A 19,592-nucleotide genomic window follows, 5' to 3' on the forward strand; every position below is an offset into this window, starting at 1 on the left:
CTGAGGGATCCCCACGAATTTAGCATGTAATCTTGCTCATGCAAGCTTCAGCGGTGAGTTCATCAAGCCAGCGGATCGTCTTTTTCCACTGATGCAGGGTAAATCGCATTGAGGTGTTAAAAGCTCTCAAGCCAAGAAAGTGAAAGGATAGTACGGATTTTGTTTCGGTATTTGCCTGAAAGCGTCGATGCTTGTTACTGACAACTAATAGCATGCCCAACAGTACAGCCACTAACGAAGCCAGTGTGGTAAGCAAGACCAGAACAGTAATGCGTGTCTTGGTTGTGCTGCGATTATTTTCATACCCCAGACCAAAGCGCGTGCTTTTCATATCCCGAAAGCCTTCTTCTATTTGCATGCGCTGGCGATAAATATCGATGACTTGTTTAGATAAGTGACGATGGTAGGGCAATGACGTCGCCAGTAGCCACGGATCTCTTGCGCCATCAGCATATTTCAATGAATTGGTATCCCGTTGGCGCGAGCCATTGGCATTAAACGCTCGTCGACCTTTCGCTTTCTCTTTAACCAACACCAAGGTACAGGCAAAAGGTCGTGACTTGACGATAAGCGCGTTATCAAATCGCTTGGGCCGTGTTGTAGCCTTTAGATAAAGCTCAGCGATAGATTGCCATTCATTACCGCCATCCAGCGAATATAAATGTGGCTTTCGCACACGTCCGACAATATGCCATCTCAATGCCTGCACTTCACGAAACCACGGCGATTTGTAGCCCGCATCAGTGACAATAATGGGCTGGCAGGTATCCGGTAAGAGCGTGTGCAATATCTCTAAAAAGTCTCTATGTGTAGTCGCTTTTGCACTGGCTTTTCTATCATGCACTTCCTGATAAAGGGTAATAGGCCGCCCTTTAACGACAATTGCGGCGCGAAGTAAAAAGTGCTTTTTGCACTTATCCAAATCTGACCAGTCAACGGCAATGACAGGATGTTTACAGGTACAAAATAACCGGCAAATCATTGCATAGATAAACGGTACTTCACGCTGGAGGTGACCATTAGATAACAGCCGGTCAGCCCGCTTAATACGGTGTTTCTCATAGGCATTGGAACGGATACCGCGCCCCATACTGGTCACAGTGGCCGAACCGCTCTCAATCAAGCTTCGCACACAGGCGACAACGGCCTGTTTGCGGGTTTTATGCATTTTATGGCTGACAAAAGAGACAAGATTGTTCAATATAGAGCGTGCATTCATGGTGTTTTCTGTGTTGGTTTTTTTTGGCGAAAGATCTGATCACCAAATGCCATGAATGTTCCCTAACTCTTTGACTTTATTTTACTATTCGTGGGGATAGCTCAGAATCTACACGATACAATGAAGACGCTTGTATCAGCTTTCCAACTATACACAATAATACAAAAATCCCGCGTAAATAAAACGACCATTTTATTTACATCCCGCCAACTTCAAATCTAATACAAAAATTAGCTTGTTTTGATGTAAAACAACCCGCAAAGTAATCTACGTAAAGTAAACCTACCTTTATTTTAGGATTGTGATGAAGATCGGCTATGCACGAGTAAGCACGGACGAACAATCAGAAAGCGCACAATTGGATGCGTTAAAAGCGGCAGGCTGTGAGCGAATTTACCAAGAAAAATGCAGTGGTAAATCAAAGCACCGTCCAGAACTTGAGCGTATGATAGATGCCTTGCGAGCAGATGATGTTGTTGTCGTGCAGCGTTTAGATAGGCTTGGGCGCAGCTTAAAGGATTTAATTGAATTACTTGATGGTTTTAAATCTGAACAGGTTCAGTTTATCAGCCTTGATGAAAATATAGACACTACGACTGCGGTTGGTGAATTGGCATTTCATATGATCGGTTCAATCGCTCAATTTGAGCGCAGACTAATATCAGAGCGAACCAAAGCAGGTTTAGAAGCAGCAAGAGCAAGAGGCCTTAAAGGTGGCAGAAAACAAAAGCTAACACCTACTGATATTAAAAAAGCGCAAGCCATGCTACTTGATCCAGATATGACCAAAGCAGAAGTGGCAAAGCATTTTGATGTAAGCAGGCCAACATTAAATAAAGTGCTAGAAGACAGTTAAGAATAAATAGATCGATTTCATATTAGAAAAATATATTGAAGATGGTGTTTTGGAGCTATCGCCAAGTAAGATGCGTAGTTTAATTGAGCTGAAATACAACACCATTGGTGATGCCGTAGATGTATTTGGTTCACCAGCGGCCATAAGAGAAACCTTTATTGGGTTTCAGAAGTATCTGTATGAGAAAAAGGGAGTTTTATATATGCCATCAACAGCTTTAGAAGGATTAGTGACCGACTCTGGTTGGACAATAGGTAAATTAATAAATACTACATCAGGCAGTGGAGGTAATTTTTGTACTAGATATACTGCTATTTCCCCTGAAGGACGAGTTGGATTTCTAAAAGCGATGGATCTTTCTAAAGTGGCCGCAAAACCACTAGAGGAAATGAATAGGACTATTTCTGAATATCTTTTTGAACAAAATATTTTAGATCATTGTAAAGATAGCAAGCTAACTCGTGTTGTTACTCCTTTAGATAGTGGAGAAATATTAAGCCCCATATCTCTACCACCACTAAACAGGGTTTTTTATATTATTTTTGAACTTGCTGAAGGTGATTTGAGAGCACAGTTCATAAATAACGGTGTAACTTCGTGGAAAACGGTGTTTAAGTCTCTGCATCATGTTGCTGTAGGAATAAAACAATTACATCAAATTGGTATTGCCCACCAAGACATAAAACCTTCTAACATATTGTGTTTTGAAAATGAGCAATCAAAAATTTCAGATCTTGGCAGAGTTACAGACGTTAATGGTACATCTCCATTTTCCTCACAGAGCTTTACTGGTGATAGATCATATGCGCCAATTGAAGTTCATTATAGGATTCCAATAAGCGACTTTATTGATAGAAGACTTTCTGACATTCATATGTTTGGAAGCCTAATTTATCACGTTATTTCTGGTGCTCAAATTACTCCGGTTTTAATTGAAGAGTCTAGACTGATAATGCCTCATATTGATAGAGCTACGTATTCGGATGCACTTCCTTTTATAAAATCTGCTTTCGCCACAATTATTAATAGATTTAAAGAAGAATGTGAGAATCAGTTTGATGATGAAATCGCTTCTGATTTAGCCGAGATTGTTAACGAATTATGCTTCCCTGATCATTTGATTCGTGGAAATGCAAAGCACACGAGCAAAGTTATGCGCCTTTCAATGGAGAAGTACATCAGTAAAATGGCAGGCATAATAAGAAAATGTCAGATAAAGGGGATTAACTGATATGTCCAATAACATTTTAATGATGGATAACAGGCAGTTAATCCCGAGGTGGCATACTTCGAGGAAGCTATATAAGTTTAATTACCCTGCAAAAGTTAAGGCTGCAACTTCATCTAGTTTCGAAGAAGATTTTTGGTTCAAAAAAGCTGTTGAAATATGGAAGGCTGAACCATCAACTTATAATGCTATAGATGTATTTGTTAGATTCATTCAGGCTGACGAAAGAAACCATCCACTTTATAGTGAGCTGCACCGACAATTGCTTGATCAGTATGAATACCTTCCCAGCTCTGTTAAACATCTTGTTTGTCCAGAACTAAGATTGTTTGACAATTTTGATTCCTATTCAACTGATATTGGTAATGTCAGACTGATAATTAGAAAGCTCAAAAACATAGTTAAATTCAACCCAAGAGACTCATTAAGCTGGATGGATTTAGGCTTCTATTATTCAGTAATTGGAGAAATGAGCAAAGCATATCACTGCGTTGATGTTGCAAAAAATTTAGATCCGAATCATGCATTTATTGCGAAATCATATTCTAGGTTTTTAGTCCACATAGGAGATCCTGAGAAAGCAACATGGTACTTAAAGCAAAGGCCAAATTTAAACTCGAATCCATTAATTTTAAGCGCGTACACTTCAATATCCAGTGCCTTTGACTTAAGAAATCCGAACATTAAGCAAGCAATATCTTTGGTTGAAAGTTGGAATGGCGAGCGCTCAAGAGTATCTGAATTGGCAGCATGTGTAGCTACGATAGAGTTTAATAATGGTTCAATCAAAAGAGCTAAAAAACATATGCAACTAGCTCTAGCAGAGCCATCTGAAAATGTAATTTCTCATGTGCAATGGTTACACCATAAACACAAGATGCACTTTAAAAATATGCCAGCCCCTTCAGCGTCAATTGAAGGTGGTGTAAACGCCCTTTATCACAATAAACAATTTGCAGAATGCCGAGATAAGTTAGTCGAAATGCATCAATTTCAACCTTATAGCGCAGGCCCTGTAGTTGATGCTGGTTATCTTAGTATTGCAGCATTAGATGATCCTGGCTTTGTTATTAAACTTTCCGAAAATCGAATTCCACATTCACACATGAGATTTGGTGAATTAAACAACCTTGTTGTTGCTAAGTTACTTTCAAAACAAACTAAAGATTTAGATGTTGATTTGAGGCTATTAGCAAGACGAGTAAATCTTGAAGATACTCATAGCATTGCTACATTCAAAGCCACAACGGGTATGGCTTTCATGGAGAGTGGCATGATAGATGAGGGAATAAAATTATATGATGAATCGATTGAGCTACTAACTAGAAAAGGACTAAATCGCTCCCTATGTCTAGCTAAACATTTTTACGCTAAACAAGTTGAAAGATTCGATTCTGAAAAAGCAACTAAATTAAGGAAGGATGCTGTTAAACTTGCCAAGAAACTTGGTGTATTAGAAATCGATACGTAGTTAATTGAACCCATAATAGGTACATCCCAAATAAGATTTATAGAAACATTTAAAATCAGTGGCACCAATGTGCATGACTTACATAAAACCAGAAGCACTTAAGATAACCTGATCAATAGTGCATTTAAGTATACAGATTTTATTAATATTCAAATACACTAAACATCAGCGTATTTGAAAAACAATTTTTTTAAACGCGTTGAAATCAGATGACAAGCTCATAACATATGTCAAAAAATCAATAAAAATAAAGGTTTCAAACCAATCATCCATCTTTAATAGAGTTTTCACCTAGCTACATACAGTGTTATTTTTAAAATATTTTTTACCACATAAAGGTTCGAGTCAGGGTGGGGCCACCATTTTTCAAAATAAAAGTCCTGGCGATACTTCCATTACCTGCTCATCGTAGGCAGTTGTCGCTAAATTTCCAATTTAGCCCTATTCAGTATTGTTTCTCTAAACCAATCAAAATCTAACAAAGCTATTAATTCTGTACTCAGAACAAAAAATATCAAATTAGCGTCCCTCTTTACGCCAGCTTGAATCGAATCCGCTTTGCTCAGCCTAAATCTATCGCCAAAACTGTCGGTTTTTTATACAAAACCTTGCGAGCCAATCTTAGAAGATTTGTTAACAAACTGTTTTCGTTACATTTATCTATCCTGGTTCGATTTTTGATTGAATTACAATGAAGGGTTGCCGTAGCGCTATTAGTAACGCGTTTTGCCTGAGCGAATAATTGGTTGTTATTCGATAAAAAATAAAATTAGTTCAAAAGGAAAGAGCAATGAAATTTTTGAAAAAATCACAACTCGTGAAGGGCACCGCTGCAGCTATGCTTCTTGCAGCTTCAGGCTTTGCGCAGGCGAACGTTATCGTGCTTGATTTTGAAGGTGTTGGCGACCAGGCCAACATCAACGATTTCTATAATGGCGGCACCGATAGCATGGGTAACTCAGGCACAGACTACGGTATTGGTTTTGGAAGCAATACTCTGGGCATAATCGACGCTGACGCAGGCGGTACTGGTAACTTTGCTAACGAACCATCTGCCGATACCGTCATGTTCTTCTTAACCGGGACCGCTGTTTTAAACTATTCAGCCGGTTTTGATACAGGCTTTTCATTTTTCTATTCATCGTCGACTGTTGCGTCGGTCTTCGTATACGACGGCTTGGATGCGACAGGTAATTTGCTGGCGACATTGGATCTTAGTGCTCAGGGCTTCGATAACTGTTCGGGTGATCCTAATGGCCAATTTTGTAACTGGTCTCCGGTAGGTGCGAGCTTTGCAGGCACCGCCTACTCTATCGATTTCGGTGGCACGGTAAATCAAATTGGCTACGATGACATCACTTTTGGCTCAGCAACTGCCGGTGGCGGTGATGACGACCCAACACCAGCTCCGGCCCCTGCGGGCCTGGCCTTACTTGGTTTGGGCCTAGCTTTAATCGGTCGCAAACGAGTAGTTGCGTAGTCCAATAGCAAATAAAATGACAAACGGTGTTTTTGCAGTACACCGTTTATGTTTTACTGCCTGCCAGGCATGCTTTCTTATCGGGGTAACGCTTCGCCGCCGGTAATAAACCTACAATCACACATTCCTTAGTGTTTACTTTTCCTTTTACCGCTCATCAGTCAGCACCGCTACCTATCACCCTGCTTCACAAAAAGCTGGCAGTACGGTATACAACCGAATCGATTATAAATGCTGTATAAGGGGGAAAGATCGAGCTAAACAATGTCAAAATATTTTACACCTTACTGTAAAGACGCTCCTCAATTAAAACTAAACCATTGATATAAAATAAAATTTTAATTGTGGCACGATTATAGCCTAGTAGGAGATAGACGTATTTTACAGTTTTCCTAAATTAAGGTCATAAAATGAAGAAGTTAAGCCAACTGGCTAAAGTCATTTCAATCGGTAGCGCACTTATTGTTGGTTCACTATCTGCAAACGCTGCATCAATATCTTTCTCTTACGACGCAGCAACAGATGGCTCTGGATTAACCAGCCAATACATTGATCCAGCCACAGGTGGATTACCAGGTTATTTCATCGAGACTTTCGACCAGGCAACAAACTCCACCGGTTTTCCAGGTTCCCTCGCTTACAATGATCCGGGGTTTGACCAGGATTGTGCGGTTAACAGTGTTAACGGTGGTCCTGCTGGCGTTTTAGTAACACCACCAAGCGGTGATGTTGGTATTCGTAAGGGCTCAGTGCCTAATGTAGCTGCGGCGCCTGCCAATGATACTACTTGTTTCGCTTACCTGACCAACAACGGCAGCGGTTCTGCGAGCTTTACTTTTGACTACAGTCAGTTACTGGCAGCCAACGCAGATACTGGTATTACTTATCTGGGTTTCTACTGGGGTTCGGTAGACAGATACAATGATTTTAATTTCTACTCTGGCGGAAACCTGGTATCCAGCATCACTGGTAACGGTCTGCTCAACGCTCTGGGCGGCAGTGCGGGCAACCAAACTGGCGATGGTTCAAACGTATACGTGAACATAGACTTTTCGTTTGCAGAGCAGTTTGATCGTCTGGTTATAAACACCTCAGGTATTGCAGGTGAGTTTGACAACATTGTTGTTGGTCTTAGCCAACGCCCGGTACTTGCTTCCAGCCCGGCTAGCCATGCACTGTTGTTATTAGGTCTGGCAGCAATTGGTTTACGCTTACGCCGTAAAAAGTAAGCTGCTTTCAAATTGAAAAAAGCTGACTTCGGTCAGCTTTTTTTATGGCTGTCTTACCGCAAACGCAGAATAGCCCAGAGCACCAGTGGCTGGCACAGCAAGGCGCCAATAAATATCAGCGGGCTTGTTACCCATCCAGCAATGGTAAAGGCCACCGTTGAGATCCCACCGTTTATCAGTGCATAAGGTAATTGCGTTCTGAAGTGATCGTACTGACGGCAACTCGCTCCGGTGGCCGACAATATGGTGGTTTCTGATATAGGCGAACAGTGGTCGCCAAACAAGCCCCCGGATAACACCGCGCCAATGCTCACCAATAGCGGCGCTTCAATGGCAAACGCTGTAGGGATGACCAACGGCAACATAATGGCAAAAGTGCCCCAGGACGAACCTGTCGCAAAGGAAATAACCGCCGACAACAAAAACGCCACCAGCGGTAACAACCACGCCGGAAAGCCGCGCTGAGCCTGTTCAGCAATGTAAGCAGCGGTACCCAGTTCATTGCCCAGCGAGCTCAGCGTCCAGGCCAGCACCAGTACAATGATCACCTGCATCATGCCGCTCATGCCCTGCAGATACAAAGTAACGCCTTCTAAACCTGAACGCACTTTATGCCAGGCCATTAAACCTATAAGCGTACAGGCTGCCAGAAAATAAGCGCTGGCAAGGGCCGCTCGGAATACCGACCCCGGCACGCTGGAAAAGGGAAAGCCAAGGGGTACCAGCATGAACAGCAGTACTGCAGCCATAACCAGCAGCGGCAAAAACACAAAGCGCGCACGGGCATTTTTATGAGTGAATGCCTCAAAATCCTTATTCTGTACCACGTCAGCATTTACAGACGTATTACTCTGTGTGGCTTTTATTTCGGTTTGCGCCATGGGCCCTATATCAGCTTTAAGGAGCACTACTACCGGTATAACGGCTATGGCGAGCAAGGCATAAAATTGATAAGGGATTACACCAATAAACACCTGCCAGCTGTCGAGGGATTTACCGGCCTGGTCAAATTCTTTTTGTAGCAGACCCATTATATAAATGCCCCAACCAATAAAGGGCACCAGAATCGCAACCGGCGATGCGGTGGAGTCGATAATAAACGCCAGCTTTTCCCGCGACACCCTGAGTTTTTCAAACAGCGGGCGAAATACCGGGCCGATGATCAGCGGCGTGCCCAAATCAGAATAAAAAATAAAGATGCCGCCGCACCAGGCTGCTATTTGCGCTTTTGCCTTACTGGCTATCACTCCAATCATCTTAGTAGCAAACGCCGGCCCGCCACCGGACTTCTCCATCAGCGCCACAAAACCACCAATAAACACCATTAACACAATCACACCGGCGTTGTAGCTATCGGTGAGAGTCCCCACTAAATGTGTTTTTATAAGCGCCGCCAACACCTCCAGAGGATGCCCGCCGGTGAGCAACACCACAGCGGTAACTACGCCGCCAAATAAACCAATCACCACGTGTTTGGTATATAACGCGAGGGCCAGAGTAACAATAATAGGGAATAAGGAAAGAAAATCAGGGCTGGTCAAAATGCGGTCCTGCTAGGCAAAATAGTTGCCGAATCAATAAATTATAATTTATATAAATCTATCTTATTCGTGCACTGCTCGCAATGAGTTGAGCTTTTCGCCGGTCTTTACGTACAATCACCCAAACCCAGCGTTACAGAGCACTTTGCCATGCAGATAAACAGTGAGTTTAACCAGCGAGTAGTTATTCGCCCGGCAGAGTATGAGTTTATTCCCTCTCCGCTTAAGGGCGTTAGCCGTATGATGCTCGATCGCGCCGGTAAGGAGGTCGCAAGAGCCACCAGCATCGTCCGCTACGAACCAGGCGCGGGCTATAGTGGCCACACTCACGATGGCGGAGAAGAAATTTACGTATTAAGTGGTACCTTCAGTGATGAGCATGGCGATTATCCAGCCGGCACCTATCTGCGCAATCCGCCAGGCAGTTCACACACGCCATTTTCTGCAGGCGGCTGCACCATTCTGGTTAAACTCTGGCAGTTTGCCCACAACGACCTTGAGCAGTTAACCATTAATACTCAGCAAAGCGAGTGGCTGCCCGGCCAGGCCAAGGGCCTAAGCGTGTTGCCATTGCACGAACATAACGGAGTGAGCACAGCGTTAGTAAAATGGGCGCCGCACACGCGATTTGGTGGGCACGTGCATCCCGGTGGCGAGGAAATACTGGTGCTGGAAGGTGTTTTTAACGACGAACACGGCAGCTATCCCGCCGGGAGCTGGATCCGTAACCCCAGATACAGTCAGCATACCCCGTTTACCGCTGAGGAAGGGGCGCTGATCTACGTGAAAGTTGGCTACATGGGTGCTAACTTGCTCGGCGACAAATTTATTACCGAAAACTAATTTCGCGGCAATGTCCCGGGCTCTGCTAATCCTGACAGTATATATTTGCTCTGAGTCCTGAACACTTTGCCTGCAAGTTTTTTTTCGATGAAACCGCTAGTACCTCTCAAAGAGGCTAAGGCTAACCGCCTAATTTTACAATTTAATTTAACCACCACGACGCATGACTACAGCACTCATCGCAGATTATGCCTTGCCGCACGTGCCACAAATAAATCGCAAAATAAAATCAAAATCTAAAAATTTGATTCTAAAAACCGTTAAAAATACACTTTAACATTCACCATTGTGCAAAAAGAAAGCAGTCAGACTACCCAGCGCTATCAGCCGTAGCTCAGATAGTATACTGTATGACATGGAGTCTACCGCTAAAATCGGTCAGGCTATCGCTACATTAATAATAAGATACCAACAATAACGAAACACCAAACTTCTGTTTAGGAGTCATTAATACATGTCAATTGTGGTTAAAACTTTGTCGGAACAGGCTTACGAAATTATTCGTGAGCGTATCCTTGCCAACGATATGTTCCCGGCAAAGCCCATTCGTCAGGACGCCCTCTCCCAGGATCTGGGAGTAAGTAAAATCCCGCTGCGTGAAGCACTCACCCGGCTGGAGCAAGATGGTTTATTAGTCTCTCACCCGAACCGTGGATTTATTGTTCGTCCACTCAGCCTCGCCGAAGCCGAAGATGTATTCCATCTGCGGACCACGCTGGAGCCTGAAGCGGCCGCTCAGGGCTGTAAAAAAGCCACCGAAGAAGATAAAGCCAAAGTTACCGAGATTTTTAAACGTCTGCAAAGCATGGCAAACGAAATCTCACCGGAAGCGGTTACCGTAAACCGGGAATTTCATTTGGCGCTGTCGGCCCCCGCCGACCGCAAAATCACCCAGGAACTGCTGTTCAAGGTCCATCTGCTGTCTGAACGTTATGTTCGTAAGCACCTTGAGCCACCCGACCGTGAGGCCGACGCCTACCGCGAACATGAAGAAATTTATGACGCGTGGATGAACAAAGAGCCCAAACTGGTGAAAAAGTTACTCAAAGAACATACCCATAGCACCTTAATAGATTTGCGTGGTGAGTTGTTCGAATAACGTCAGCGGTTATTAATAAAAAAGAGTGGCATGGCCACTCTTTTCGTTTAACGCCTTAAAAATACGCTTAACACAGGCTTCATTATCAGGATTGCACGTTGTTTAACGTTATAATCACAGAAACAATAACAACCACAATTTATCCGGAGCCCACACATGAAATGTATCCGTGCCTGGCAAGGCCTTTTACTTTCAACTGCAGTTGCCCTCTGTGCCTGCACCACCACTCAACCAGGCAATAGCTCGCAAACAGCCACTCCAGGCGAATTTTCAACGGCCTACACCCTGAAAAGCGGCGGCGAGATCCCCCGTTATCAACAAGGCGTAAGTGTTGCGCATGCTGAGCTGCACTTCGCTTTTGATTTTGATAAACAACAACTGTTTGGCAATGCCGTGCTTACCCTGGATGCCACAAAATCAGCTAAAGCGGTGTCGGTGGATCTCGACAGCGTATTCACTATTGACGGTGTCTGGCTTAACGGCGAAGCTATTAAGCCGGAGCAGTATGCTAACCAACAGGGCGAACTGGTTATCACCCCGGCCAACGGTGTAAACTTTCCGGTGTCGGTTCAGGTGAAATATCACGGCCATCCACGTACCCCGCCCAATGCCCCCTGGGACGGCGGTGTAATGTGGGATAAAACGCCAGATGGTTCGCCCTGGCTGGCTACCGCAGTACAAGGCGAAGGTTGCGATATCTTCTGGCCATGTATCGACCAGCCCATGGGAGAGCCCAAAACGGCTGATATTTACATAACCGTACCTAACAATCTGGTAGCAGCGAGCAATGGTGTACTGGTAGAAACCACCAGCACCGCCAACGAGAGCACGTATCACTGGCAAACCCGCTCGGCTCATAACACCTATGGTATTGCGCTCAATATTGCGCCGTACGAAAAAATCGAAGACACCTACCAGAGCATTTACGGCAACAGCTACCCCATTATGTATTACCACCTGCCGGGCAATACAGAGCAAGCCAGGGCGCTGTTCGATGAAATTCCTGCCATGCTGACGTTCTTTGAACGAATGGTTGGGCCTTACCCCTTTGCCGATGAGAAAGTGGGCGTGGTGCAAACCCCGCACCTGGGCATGGAGCACCAAACCATCAACGCCTATGGCAACGAATACAAAAAAGATGAATTCGGCTTCGACTGGTTACTGCAGCATGAGTTTGCCCATGAGTATTTTGGTAACCAGGTCACTAACGACAACTGGGATCACATGTGGATCCACGAAGGGCTGGGCAGCTATATGCAGCCTTTATTTGCTCAGTACCTGCATGGTGACATTGCCTACAAAGCGTATTTGAATAACCAGCGCAAAGGCCTGATCAACACACACCCCATCGTGTCCAATAAACCGATGGAAGTGGAAGAGGTGTACGAAAAAGGCGTTGGTCCGGCACTGGATATCTATTACAAAGGCTCGTGGATAATGCATTCTCTGCGTTACCTGATTGGCGATCAGGCGTTTTTTGATTCCGTTACCACGCTGCTGTACGGCACCGCTACGCCTCAACCCGGCCAGTTCACTACTGTGTACCGCAATACCGGGGACTTTATCAAGCTGGTTAACGAGTTAACCGGCGAGGATTTCAGCTGGTTTTTTGATGTGTATCTGTACCAGCCTAAGCTGCCGGAACTCTACCAGCAACGCACCAGCGATTCGCTGACACTCACCTGGCTGGTACCAGACGATTTGCCCTTTCCTATGCCGGTGGAAGTCTCGGTAAATGGCCAGCTCACTACCTTACAATTGCCGGCAGAAAATACGCTTAAAGTTTCTGAGCAGGATATAGTAATTGTCGATCCGAACAGTAAACTCCTACGCTTCGAGGCACGCTACGACGCCACCACAAAATAAACCGCTATAACTAAAGTGCACGGCTAACCACATAGCGCTGGCCGTGCTACCTTCCTGATTATCTATTAGTCTTATAAAGTCTGTTTTATAACCGCTAATAACTTGTAAATACCGCCTTACGCCGGTAGATTTGTTCTTTAATAACAATCCACAACGCGCTGAATCATGGATGAACCTGCTGTACTAGTGACGCAAATCGCCAATGGCAATAAAAAGGCGGAGCAAGCTCTGCTCAGTCACTTTTCCCGACCGCTGTATTCCATTGTGGCGTATAAGTGTGACGATCCGGCCCTGGCGCAGGATATTGTGCAGGAAGCCCTGCTCATTGTGATCCAGAAAGCCCGGGCCTCGGCAATTGACAACCCCGAGGCTATAGCAGGCTTTGTACGCCGCACAGCAGAAAACCTGCTGATTGCCACCTACCGCAAAAACAAGCGCCAACGCACCGATTGCAGCGACGAGATGGACCTGCATTCCCATACAGCCAACCATACCGAAAACCAGGTCGGCTCAGAAAAACTACTGGAAACCGTGACGCAGGTAATGTCAGAACTCAGCGTAGAGCGCGACAGGCACTTACTGAGCGCCTACTTTTTTGAAGGCAAAGATAAAGAAGAACTGTGTAACGAGCTGGATTTGAGCACCGAACATTTCGATAAGGTGCTGCACCGGGCTAAAACACGGTTAAAGCAGGCGCTGGCGCTTAAGTGCAAGGTTGAAATCAATAAACAATCGCTGTTTACCTTGTTGTCGGTGGCCGCCGTCATTGGCTGGCTGGGCACCCGGATATAAACGCTCTGGTGCTGCTTGAGAGGGAACGCCCGTTGGCGACACTACTAATACGGAGTTATTAACGTTAACCGACAAGGTTACAGAAGTTAAGTGATATGAATACACAGTACATCCAGGCTAATCATATAATTCAGCGCTACCTGCACGGCAAGCTTACGGCGGCTGAAATGATTGAGTTTGAAGAATATTTGTTGATGCATCCCGATATGGTGGAAGAGTTTGAACTCAGTGCTATCTTCAAAAAAACACTCGGCCAGGCGGCTAAAAAATCTCGTGCAGACTCCTCAGCCAGCAAACTGCTGCGGTTGTTCTGGCCGCTCGGTGGCGTTCTGATTGGCAGCGCCGCTACCTGGTTATTGCTGGGTTATCAGCAACCCAAACATGTGGCAACGGCCATTAGCCCCGACGTGATCTACATTGGTGAGATGCGCGGCGCCAGCACCTCAGAATTACCACCTGTCGGCGCAGTAGTAGAACAAGGCAGTGAGCAGCAGATACTGGTGCTGGACTTAAGTATGGCTAACGGTCAGCTGTTTGACGTTGAGTTACAATCCCCCACCGGCCAGCCCCTGCAAAGCTGGCCGGCGCTTATGAAAAACGCCCAGGGTGAACTGGTTATTCTGGCCACCCTGCAATCTGCCAATGCGCCATCAACTATCATCGCCGTGCGCGAAAGTAACACCGCCGAAGTGGTGTTGAGCGCTACCATTATTACGGGCTCAGACTAGTGCAATCTGCCACCCACAGCATGTTTCCTGCCTCAGAGCAGGCGCTGCTAAGCCCGGTGGAATTAAATACCCTGGCCACCCTGATGCTGCCAGGTTTACCGCAAACTAACAGTTCGCACACTGCCCCCGAACAGGCACCACAGCCTTCGCTTTCTTTTGCTCCAGCAGTGGAAGATGATTTGGAAGACGATGCCGATCCAGCCTTTCTTGACGAACCCGACTATACTCCGGACGACACCAACTCGCAGCCCATCCCGGCAGGCTACACCTATATTTGCCAGTTTATCGCCCACGACATCATTGCCGACTCGCACTTTCATATCGGTGGACGCCAAACCAGTGCACTTTTAAATCTCGACAGTATGTATGGCAATGATGGTTCGGGCGATCCTATCCGTAGTATTGAAGCCAACTATTTCGACAGCGAAAGCGGGCGTTTTTTAACCCAGACTCATGATGTACACCGGGTATCCCCCGGCACCATAAAAAGCGCACCGTGGGCCACCGCATGGATACCGGAACAGCGCAACGACGAGAACGCCATTGTGCTGCAGTTGCACAGCCTGTTTCAGAGTTTACATAACGCCTTCATTAATGCTTTGCCAGCAGATGAAACCGATATTGCCGAGCGCATCATTACCGCCAGGCGTTATACCGTGGCCGTGTTTCATCACATCGTGATCAACGACCTACTGCCAAAGTTGGTGTTAGCCGATTGCCACGAATACTTTTTTAACAAACTCGGCCCGTTTTATTACGACACCAACAGACCATACACCCAGGTGCCCGCCGAGTTTAAGCTGGCAAGCTTCAGGTTTGGTCACAGTATGCTGCGCCCGCGCTATCATCTTAAAACCGAGCATTCACAGTCGTTTTCACTGGATGAAATCATGCGCCGCCCGCCTTTTGAGCCCCTCGATGAAGCCCATGTTATTGACTGGCCGGCGCTGTTTTTCGATCCGCTGGAAAATGAGGGGCTGCAGCAGATTGCCAGCCCTATAGATCTGTTCATCACCAGTGATATGGCCACGGTACCGCATCCTACCAACCCGAGAGCCGGGCGTAATATTGCCCAGCTAAACCTGCTGGCCGGTATTAAACTTGGCCTTAATAGCGCCGAGTCTATACTCCGGGCAATCACTACCGAGCCCTACTTTAAGCCGTTCGCCGAACATTTTCAGCAGCGCTTAAGCCACCGCAAGCTAGGGGTAACCTCGCCCGGGCAGGAAACCGATTTTATCTATGCACTGCTGGCCGTGTTGCAGGAGCAACAACGCACCCCGCTGTGGCTATACACATTGCAGGAAAATCTCACCGATTACCCCGACAACAATCAGTACAAACTGGGGCTGGTTGCCAGCGCCATCAACTGCGATGTACTGCGCAGTGCCATGTATGAGTGTTACCGTAACAGCGAGCAGGACGGCATGGCCCAACTGGCCGACAAATTAACAACAACAATACAGCAGGCCTTTGCGTGCTTAGGCGAACCGCTTCACACCATGGCCGACATCACCACATTTTTAACCACAAGGAGTCAAAGTGATGAGTAACCAGGCAGCGAGTAAATGGTACGTGCCCAAAGGTTGGGTGTCAGATTATAACCGCGATGAGTGGGCCCCTGAATTTCGCCCGTATCTGCCCAAGGGGCAGCGCGATTACAACGACAACGCGTTAAAAATGCGCACCCGGGTGTTTACGCCGATGCTAGGCTCATCTTTTCTGGTCACCATTACCATTGTGAAATCCCGTGGCACCTGGCCAACGCTTACCGCAAAGTTACTCAGTAAAGCTAAGTTCTTTCCCACTGACGATCCCAACATGCTGTGCTCCAACAATTTATCCATTGTTAAAGACGGTGGCTATCCGAAAGGCGCGCCGGCCTTTAAAGAAAAATACACCGACGTGTACTTCACCATTAAATACTCGGTAGATGCCGATGGCACACCAAAGTACACCACCGCCAGCCACTGGAACAAAGAGGTCGACGGCCACCGGGTAACGGTTGAAAAAGTCCCGGCCTACGCCTGGAAAAACCACTAGTACCGGCATGACATGGAACGTATTCGCCGCTCGTTAACATCAGGATTGCTCCTTTTGTGCCTGGCAATGGCCGCCGGGCAGCGAGCTGTGGGCGAAGAGTTTCAGTTTACGGTTGCCGCCGCAGCCAACGAGGTAATCATTGTTGAATCGCCAGACACAGCATTCAACACTACCCTTGACGTTTCCTCAGGAAAAACGGCATATAGCCATTATGCCTACACCCATATTGCCGCCATCAAGCCCGAAAGCAGCGCACGGCATGCAGTAACCGTTGAGGTAACCAGTAACAGTGAGCAATCGGTAACGGCCACGGAGTTTGCCGTTTACACGCAACCGGCAAATGCCCTGTGGGATTGGCTGGCGTGGTTCTCGGCTACCTATGGTGAATCCGCCAGCACGACAGTACTTACCGAACAAATCGCCCGCCAGAGCGACGCCGAAACGGCATGCTTTGCCACCGCCTTACTCGCCCGCCAGTACCTTGTTGAAGGTAATACCGAACAGGCTACATCCCTGCTCGCACCTGCCGCTGATGGCTATGCCTGCTGGCAAATAGCGGCGCTTGCCATGTCGGCTAATTTTGATATTTACCATTTTGCCGATGCCAGTAATGCCGCTATGGCACTGCTCCCCGGGCAGTTTAAAATTGCGCTGGCCCATGCTGCAACCGAGATAACCCCTGCCGACTGGCAGCCAACATCAGCGCCGTTGATACACGCACAAGTCAGTCACACTCTGCCTGCTACCAGTTACCTTTCAACCCAGATGGTTGCTACACTGGGTTTCAGCAACCTGCTGCATGGCTCGGTGGTATCATCACAAACGTTGATGGAAGCCGGTAAATATTCCCTTGAGCAGGCACGCTCGCAAGCTATAGAACAAGGCTACACAAAACTACTGCCTGATATATACAACGGCCTGGCTACCTACTGGTCGCTGGCTAACGATAACGTGGCCGCGGCCCGTTACCTGGATGAAGCCATCCGCAGCAAACAACAATCAGGCGATACACAGGGGCTGGCTGAAATAACCAACAACCTCGCGCTGGTTTATTTATGGTCTGGTCGTTGGGAGTTAGCCCAGCAGACTTTTCGCGAGGCGGCACAGTACCTCACTGAGGATGATACCGATATAACAGCAGCGGTGCTCACCGCCAACCTTGCCAGCAGTTACAGCTACCTGGGCGATACCGATACCGCCGAGCGCTATTATCAACGCACTCTAAGCCTTAATCAAAGCAGTGTTTACGATGACGATACCAGCCACCTGTATATTGCCCTAGCTAAAATTGCCATGGCAGAGCAGCGCTGGCCGGCAGCCCTCGATGCCCTGGCACAAGCGGAGCAAAAAGCAGAGAACCTTCGCTCCGACCGCCTGCCATTAATTAATGCCCTGCAGGCCCAGGTTTTGGCGCATAACAAGCAGTATGCAGAAGCCAGCAGGCTGAAAAATACAGCGCTCAATACGCTGGATAATGTAGTGAAAATGACCGAGCGTATTAAGGCGCTCACAGCCCTTACCGACACCCGCATTCAGCTTGGCGAGTATCCTGAGGCGGCCAAACAAATAGAGCAACTCACGGCCCTTATAGGCGATGATGATCCGCAGCAGATAGCTCTCGCCTCATTGCAATACCAGCTTATAAAAGCCACTGAGCCACAAAACGAAAGTGCACTTACCGCCTCTTTCAGCAAGGCTAATCGGCATATATTGCAACTGGGCCGCGAACTAGATGCTTATCAAATGGGGCCCCACTGGTTTAATAAAGTCAGAGAGCTCTACGATGCTCACCTGGACACCCTGATCAGCAATCCAACAACGGCAAATACCGAGCAGGCCCTGGCCTTACTGGAAACCTATCAGAGCCAGCTCTTTTTACGTAAACGGCAAGACCGGCAGCGCCAGCATTTACTAAAACAACCAGAGCTTGAAAGCCTCTGGCAACAGCGGTTAACTCTGGAAGGCAGCCTGGTAAACTCAACCACCGAAAGCGAGAAGCGTTACCTGCAACAACAACTCGATAATGCTAAAGAGCAGTGGTTGCGGTTGGTTAACCCGAGCTTATCCAACGAAACCCGGACCAATAAAAAGCCGCTTACCCTGGCAGCTGTGCAAGCGGCGCTAAAGGCTAATCAGGTTGTGCTTCGCTACCTGCACACCAGCCAACAATGTTATGTACTGGCAATTTCTGCAGCGAAGCATCAGGTAACTTCTATAAAATGCCCACCAGCGCTACCAGACGGGTTATCAGGGGCTGAGATTATTCAGGCTTATCGTGATGCCCGCGCAGGCGATTTTATTCCGCAGTGGGTGCTCAATAACCCTAACCTTACTGACATTGTGTGGCAGGCAGACGGACGCTTTTTCTCACTGCCGCTGGCACAGCTGCGACTGCATGATAACCAGTATGTGGGGGGCCGGTATACTCTGCGCCAGACGCCTTCGTTGAACGAATATTTGTCCGCCAGCGTAAAGCAGAGCCCCGCCCCGATGGCAGTTGGTATTTTTGATTCGCCCGCATTTGTAACGAATTCGCCCGTACCCGATGCTGGCTGGCGCAATAAACTACCGGCGTTACCCTGGGCGAAGCGCGAAGGCGACCAGCTTGCCTCGCTCTTCTCCAACTATGCGGTTAAACGCTACTCGGCAGAACAAGCTACACAAAAGGCTTTACTCAGTGCAGATTTGCGTGAAGCCCCGCTTCTACATATCGCCACCCACAGCTACTTTGATCCCGAAGAGCCTGCCATTGTGGGCCTGGCCGTTGCCAGAAATCCATCAACAACTACTCCGGACAACGGCTTCTTATCGCAGAGTGCATTACTGGGCGAGCCATTTAACAACCAATTAGTTGTGCTCAGCGGCTGCGAAACCTCGCTGGGAAAAATGATGGCCCACGACGGCCTGCAAAGCCTGGCGTATGGCGTATTAACGGCCGGGGCCGATTCGGTGATCAGCACCCGCTGGAAAGTGTCAGACAAACCTACCACCACTTTTATGCAGCATTTTTATCAGGGGCTGAAACGAACCGGCAGCAGTACCGAAGCTCTTCGCCACGCTCGCCAACAGATGCAACGCCACCCGCGCTTTAAACACCCCATGCACTGGGCAGGCTTTACACTCACGGTGGTTAATCGGCAGTCCGAATTCTTCTTGCTACAGTAGCCTTTATGAACCGGGCCGAAGTTACCGAAACT

The 19,592-nt window shown here is 47.1% G+C and carries 15 protein-coding genes and 1 pseudogene; 14 read left to right on the forward strand and 2 right to left on the reverse strand.

The window, feature by feature from the left end; translation table 11 throughout:
- Positions 1-19: 19 nt before the first annotated feature.
- Positions 20-1,219, reverse strand: a complete 1,200-nt coding sequence (locus D9T21_RS20310; RefSeq protein ID WP_100970741.1) for an IS4 family transposase — start codon at positions 1,217-1,219, stop codon at positions 20-22.
- A 304-nt stretch (positions 1,220-1,523) separates the two neighbouring features.
- Between D9T21_RS20310 and D9T21_RS20315 the strand changes: the two genes are divergently transcribed.
- The 6 genes and pseudogenes from D9T21_RS20315 to D9T21_RS20335 all read left to right on the forward strand — a co-directional run bounded on the left by D9T21_RS20315 (position 1,524) and on the right by D9T21_RS20335 (position 7,483).
- The gene (locus D9T21_RS20315) at positions 1,524-2,075 is read left to right on the forward strand and encodes a recombinase family protein (protein ID WP_123327007.1); all 552 of its coding nucleotides are present in this window, start codon (positions 1,524-1,526) and stop codon (positions 2,073-2,075) included.
- 10 nt (positions 2,076-2,085) lie between these two features.
- A pseudogene (locus tag D9T21_RS23305) lies at positions 2,086-2,259 on the forward strand (type I restriction-modification enzyme R subunit C-terminal domain-containing protein); the annotation flags it as partial.
- A gap of 165 nt (positions 2,260-2,424) precedes the next feature.
- Positions 2,425-3,306, forward strand: coding sequence for a protein kinase domain-containing protein (locus D9T21_RS23050; RefSeq protein ID WP_465252554.1), 882 nt, complete (start codon positions 2,425-2,427; stop codon positions 3,304-3,306).
- A 1-nt stretch (position 3,307) separates the two neighbouring features.
- Entirely contained in the window at positions 3,308-4,774 is a 1,467-nt protein-coding gene (locus D9T21_RS20325) for a hypothetical protein (RefSeq protein WP_123327008.1), read from the forward strand.
- Positions 4,775-5,564: 790 nt separating this feature from the next.
- A complete protein-coding gene (locus D9T21_RS20330; protein ID WP_123327009.1) occupies positions 5,565-6,254 on the forward strand; it encodes a PEP-CTERM sorting domain-containing protein in 690 nt (229 codons plus the stop codon).
- A gap of 410 nt (positions 6,255-6,664) precedes the next feature.
- On the forward strand, positions 6,665-7,483 hold the full coding sequence (locus tag D9T21_RS20335; RefSeq protein ID WP_123327010.1) for an Npun_F0296 family exosortase-dependent surface protein: 819 nt from the start codon (positions 6,665-6,667) through the stop codon (positions 7,481-7,483).
- 53 nt (positions 7,484-7,536) lie between these two features.
- Here D9T21_RS20335 and D9T21_RS20340 read toward each other — a convergent pair whose 3' ends face one another.
- Entirely contained in the window at positions 7,537-9,024 is a 1,488-nt protein-coding gene (locus D9T21_RS20340) for a Na+/H+ antiporter NhaC family protein (RefSeq protein ID WP_123327011.1), read from the reverse strand.
- Positions 9,025-9,174: 150 nt separating this feature from the next.
- On the opposite strand from D9T21_RS20340, the gene D9T21_RS20345 reads away from it, so the two are divergent.
- From D9T21_RS20345 to D9T21_RS20380, 8 genes are all read left to right on the forward strand, one after another.
- A complete protein-coding gene (locus D9T21_RS20345; RefSeq protein WP_123327012.1) occupies positions 9,175-9,867 on the forward strand; it encodes a cupin domain-containing protein in 693 nt (230 codons plus the stop codon).
- 454 nt (positions 9,868-10,321) lie between these two features.
- Positions 10,322-10,966: a GntR family transcriptional regulator gene (locus D9T21_RS20350; RefSeq protein ID WP_123327013.1), complete on the forward strand. Its 645-nt coding sequence runs from the start codon at positions 10,322-10,324 to the stop codon at positions 10,964-10,966.
- 156 nt (positions 10,967-11,122) lie between these two features.
- Positions 11,123-12,832 carry a M1 family metallopeptidase gene (locus D9T21_RS20355; protein ID WP_123327014.1) on the forward strand — a complete coding sequence of 570 codons (1,710 nt, stop codon included), beginning with the start codon at positions 11,123-11,125 and terminating at the stop codon, positions 12,830-12,832.
- Between the two features lie 165 nt (positions 12,833-12,997).
- Positions 12,998-13,624, forward strand: a complete 627-nt coding sequence (locus tag D9T21_RS20360) for an RNA polymerase sigma factor (protein WP_123327015.1) — start codon at positions 12,998-13,000, stop codon at positions 13,622-13,624.
- Between the two features lie 95 nt (positions 13,625-13,719).
- The gene (locus D9T21_RS20365; protein ID WP_123327016.1) at positions 13,720-14,352 is read left to right on the forward strand and encodes a hypothetical protein; all 633 of its coding nucleotides are present in this window, start codon (positions 13,720-13,722) and stop codon (positions 14,350-14,352) included.
- Positions 14,352-15,905 (forward strand): peroxidase family protein, encoded by a 1,554-nt coding sequence (locus D9T21_RS20370; RefSeq protein WP_123327017.1) that lies wholly within the window; start codon positions 14,352-14,354, stop codon positions 15,903-15,905. Before D9T21_RS20365 ends, D9T21_RS20370 begins: the two co-directional genes overlap by 1 nt.
- Positions 15,898-16,395, forward strand: coding sequence for a hypothetical protein (locus D9T21_RS20375; RefSeq protein ID WP_123327018.1), 498 nt, complete (start codon positions 15,898-15,900; stop codon positions 16,393-16,395). Before D9T21_RS20370 ends, D9T21_RS20375 begins: the two co-directional genes overlap by 8 nt.
- Positions 16,396-16,407: 12 nt before the next feature.
- Positions 16,408-19,560: a CHAT domain-containing protein gene (locus tag D9T21_RS20380; RefSeq protein ID WP_123327019.1), complete on the forward strand. Its 3,153-nt coding sequence runs from the start codon at positions 16,408-16,410 to the stop codon at positions 19,558-19,560.
- Positions 19,561-19,592 lie beyond the last annotated feature (32 nt).

Origin of the sequence: Marisediminitalea oceani (assembly GCF_003731635.1) — a bacterium.
Lineage (GTDB): Bacteria > Pseudomonadota > Gammaproteobacteria > Enterobacterales > Alteromonadaceae > Alteromonas > Alteromonas oceani.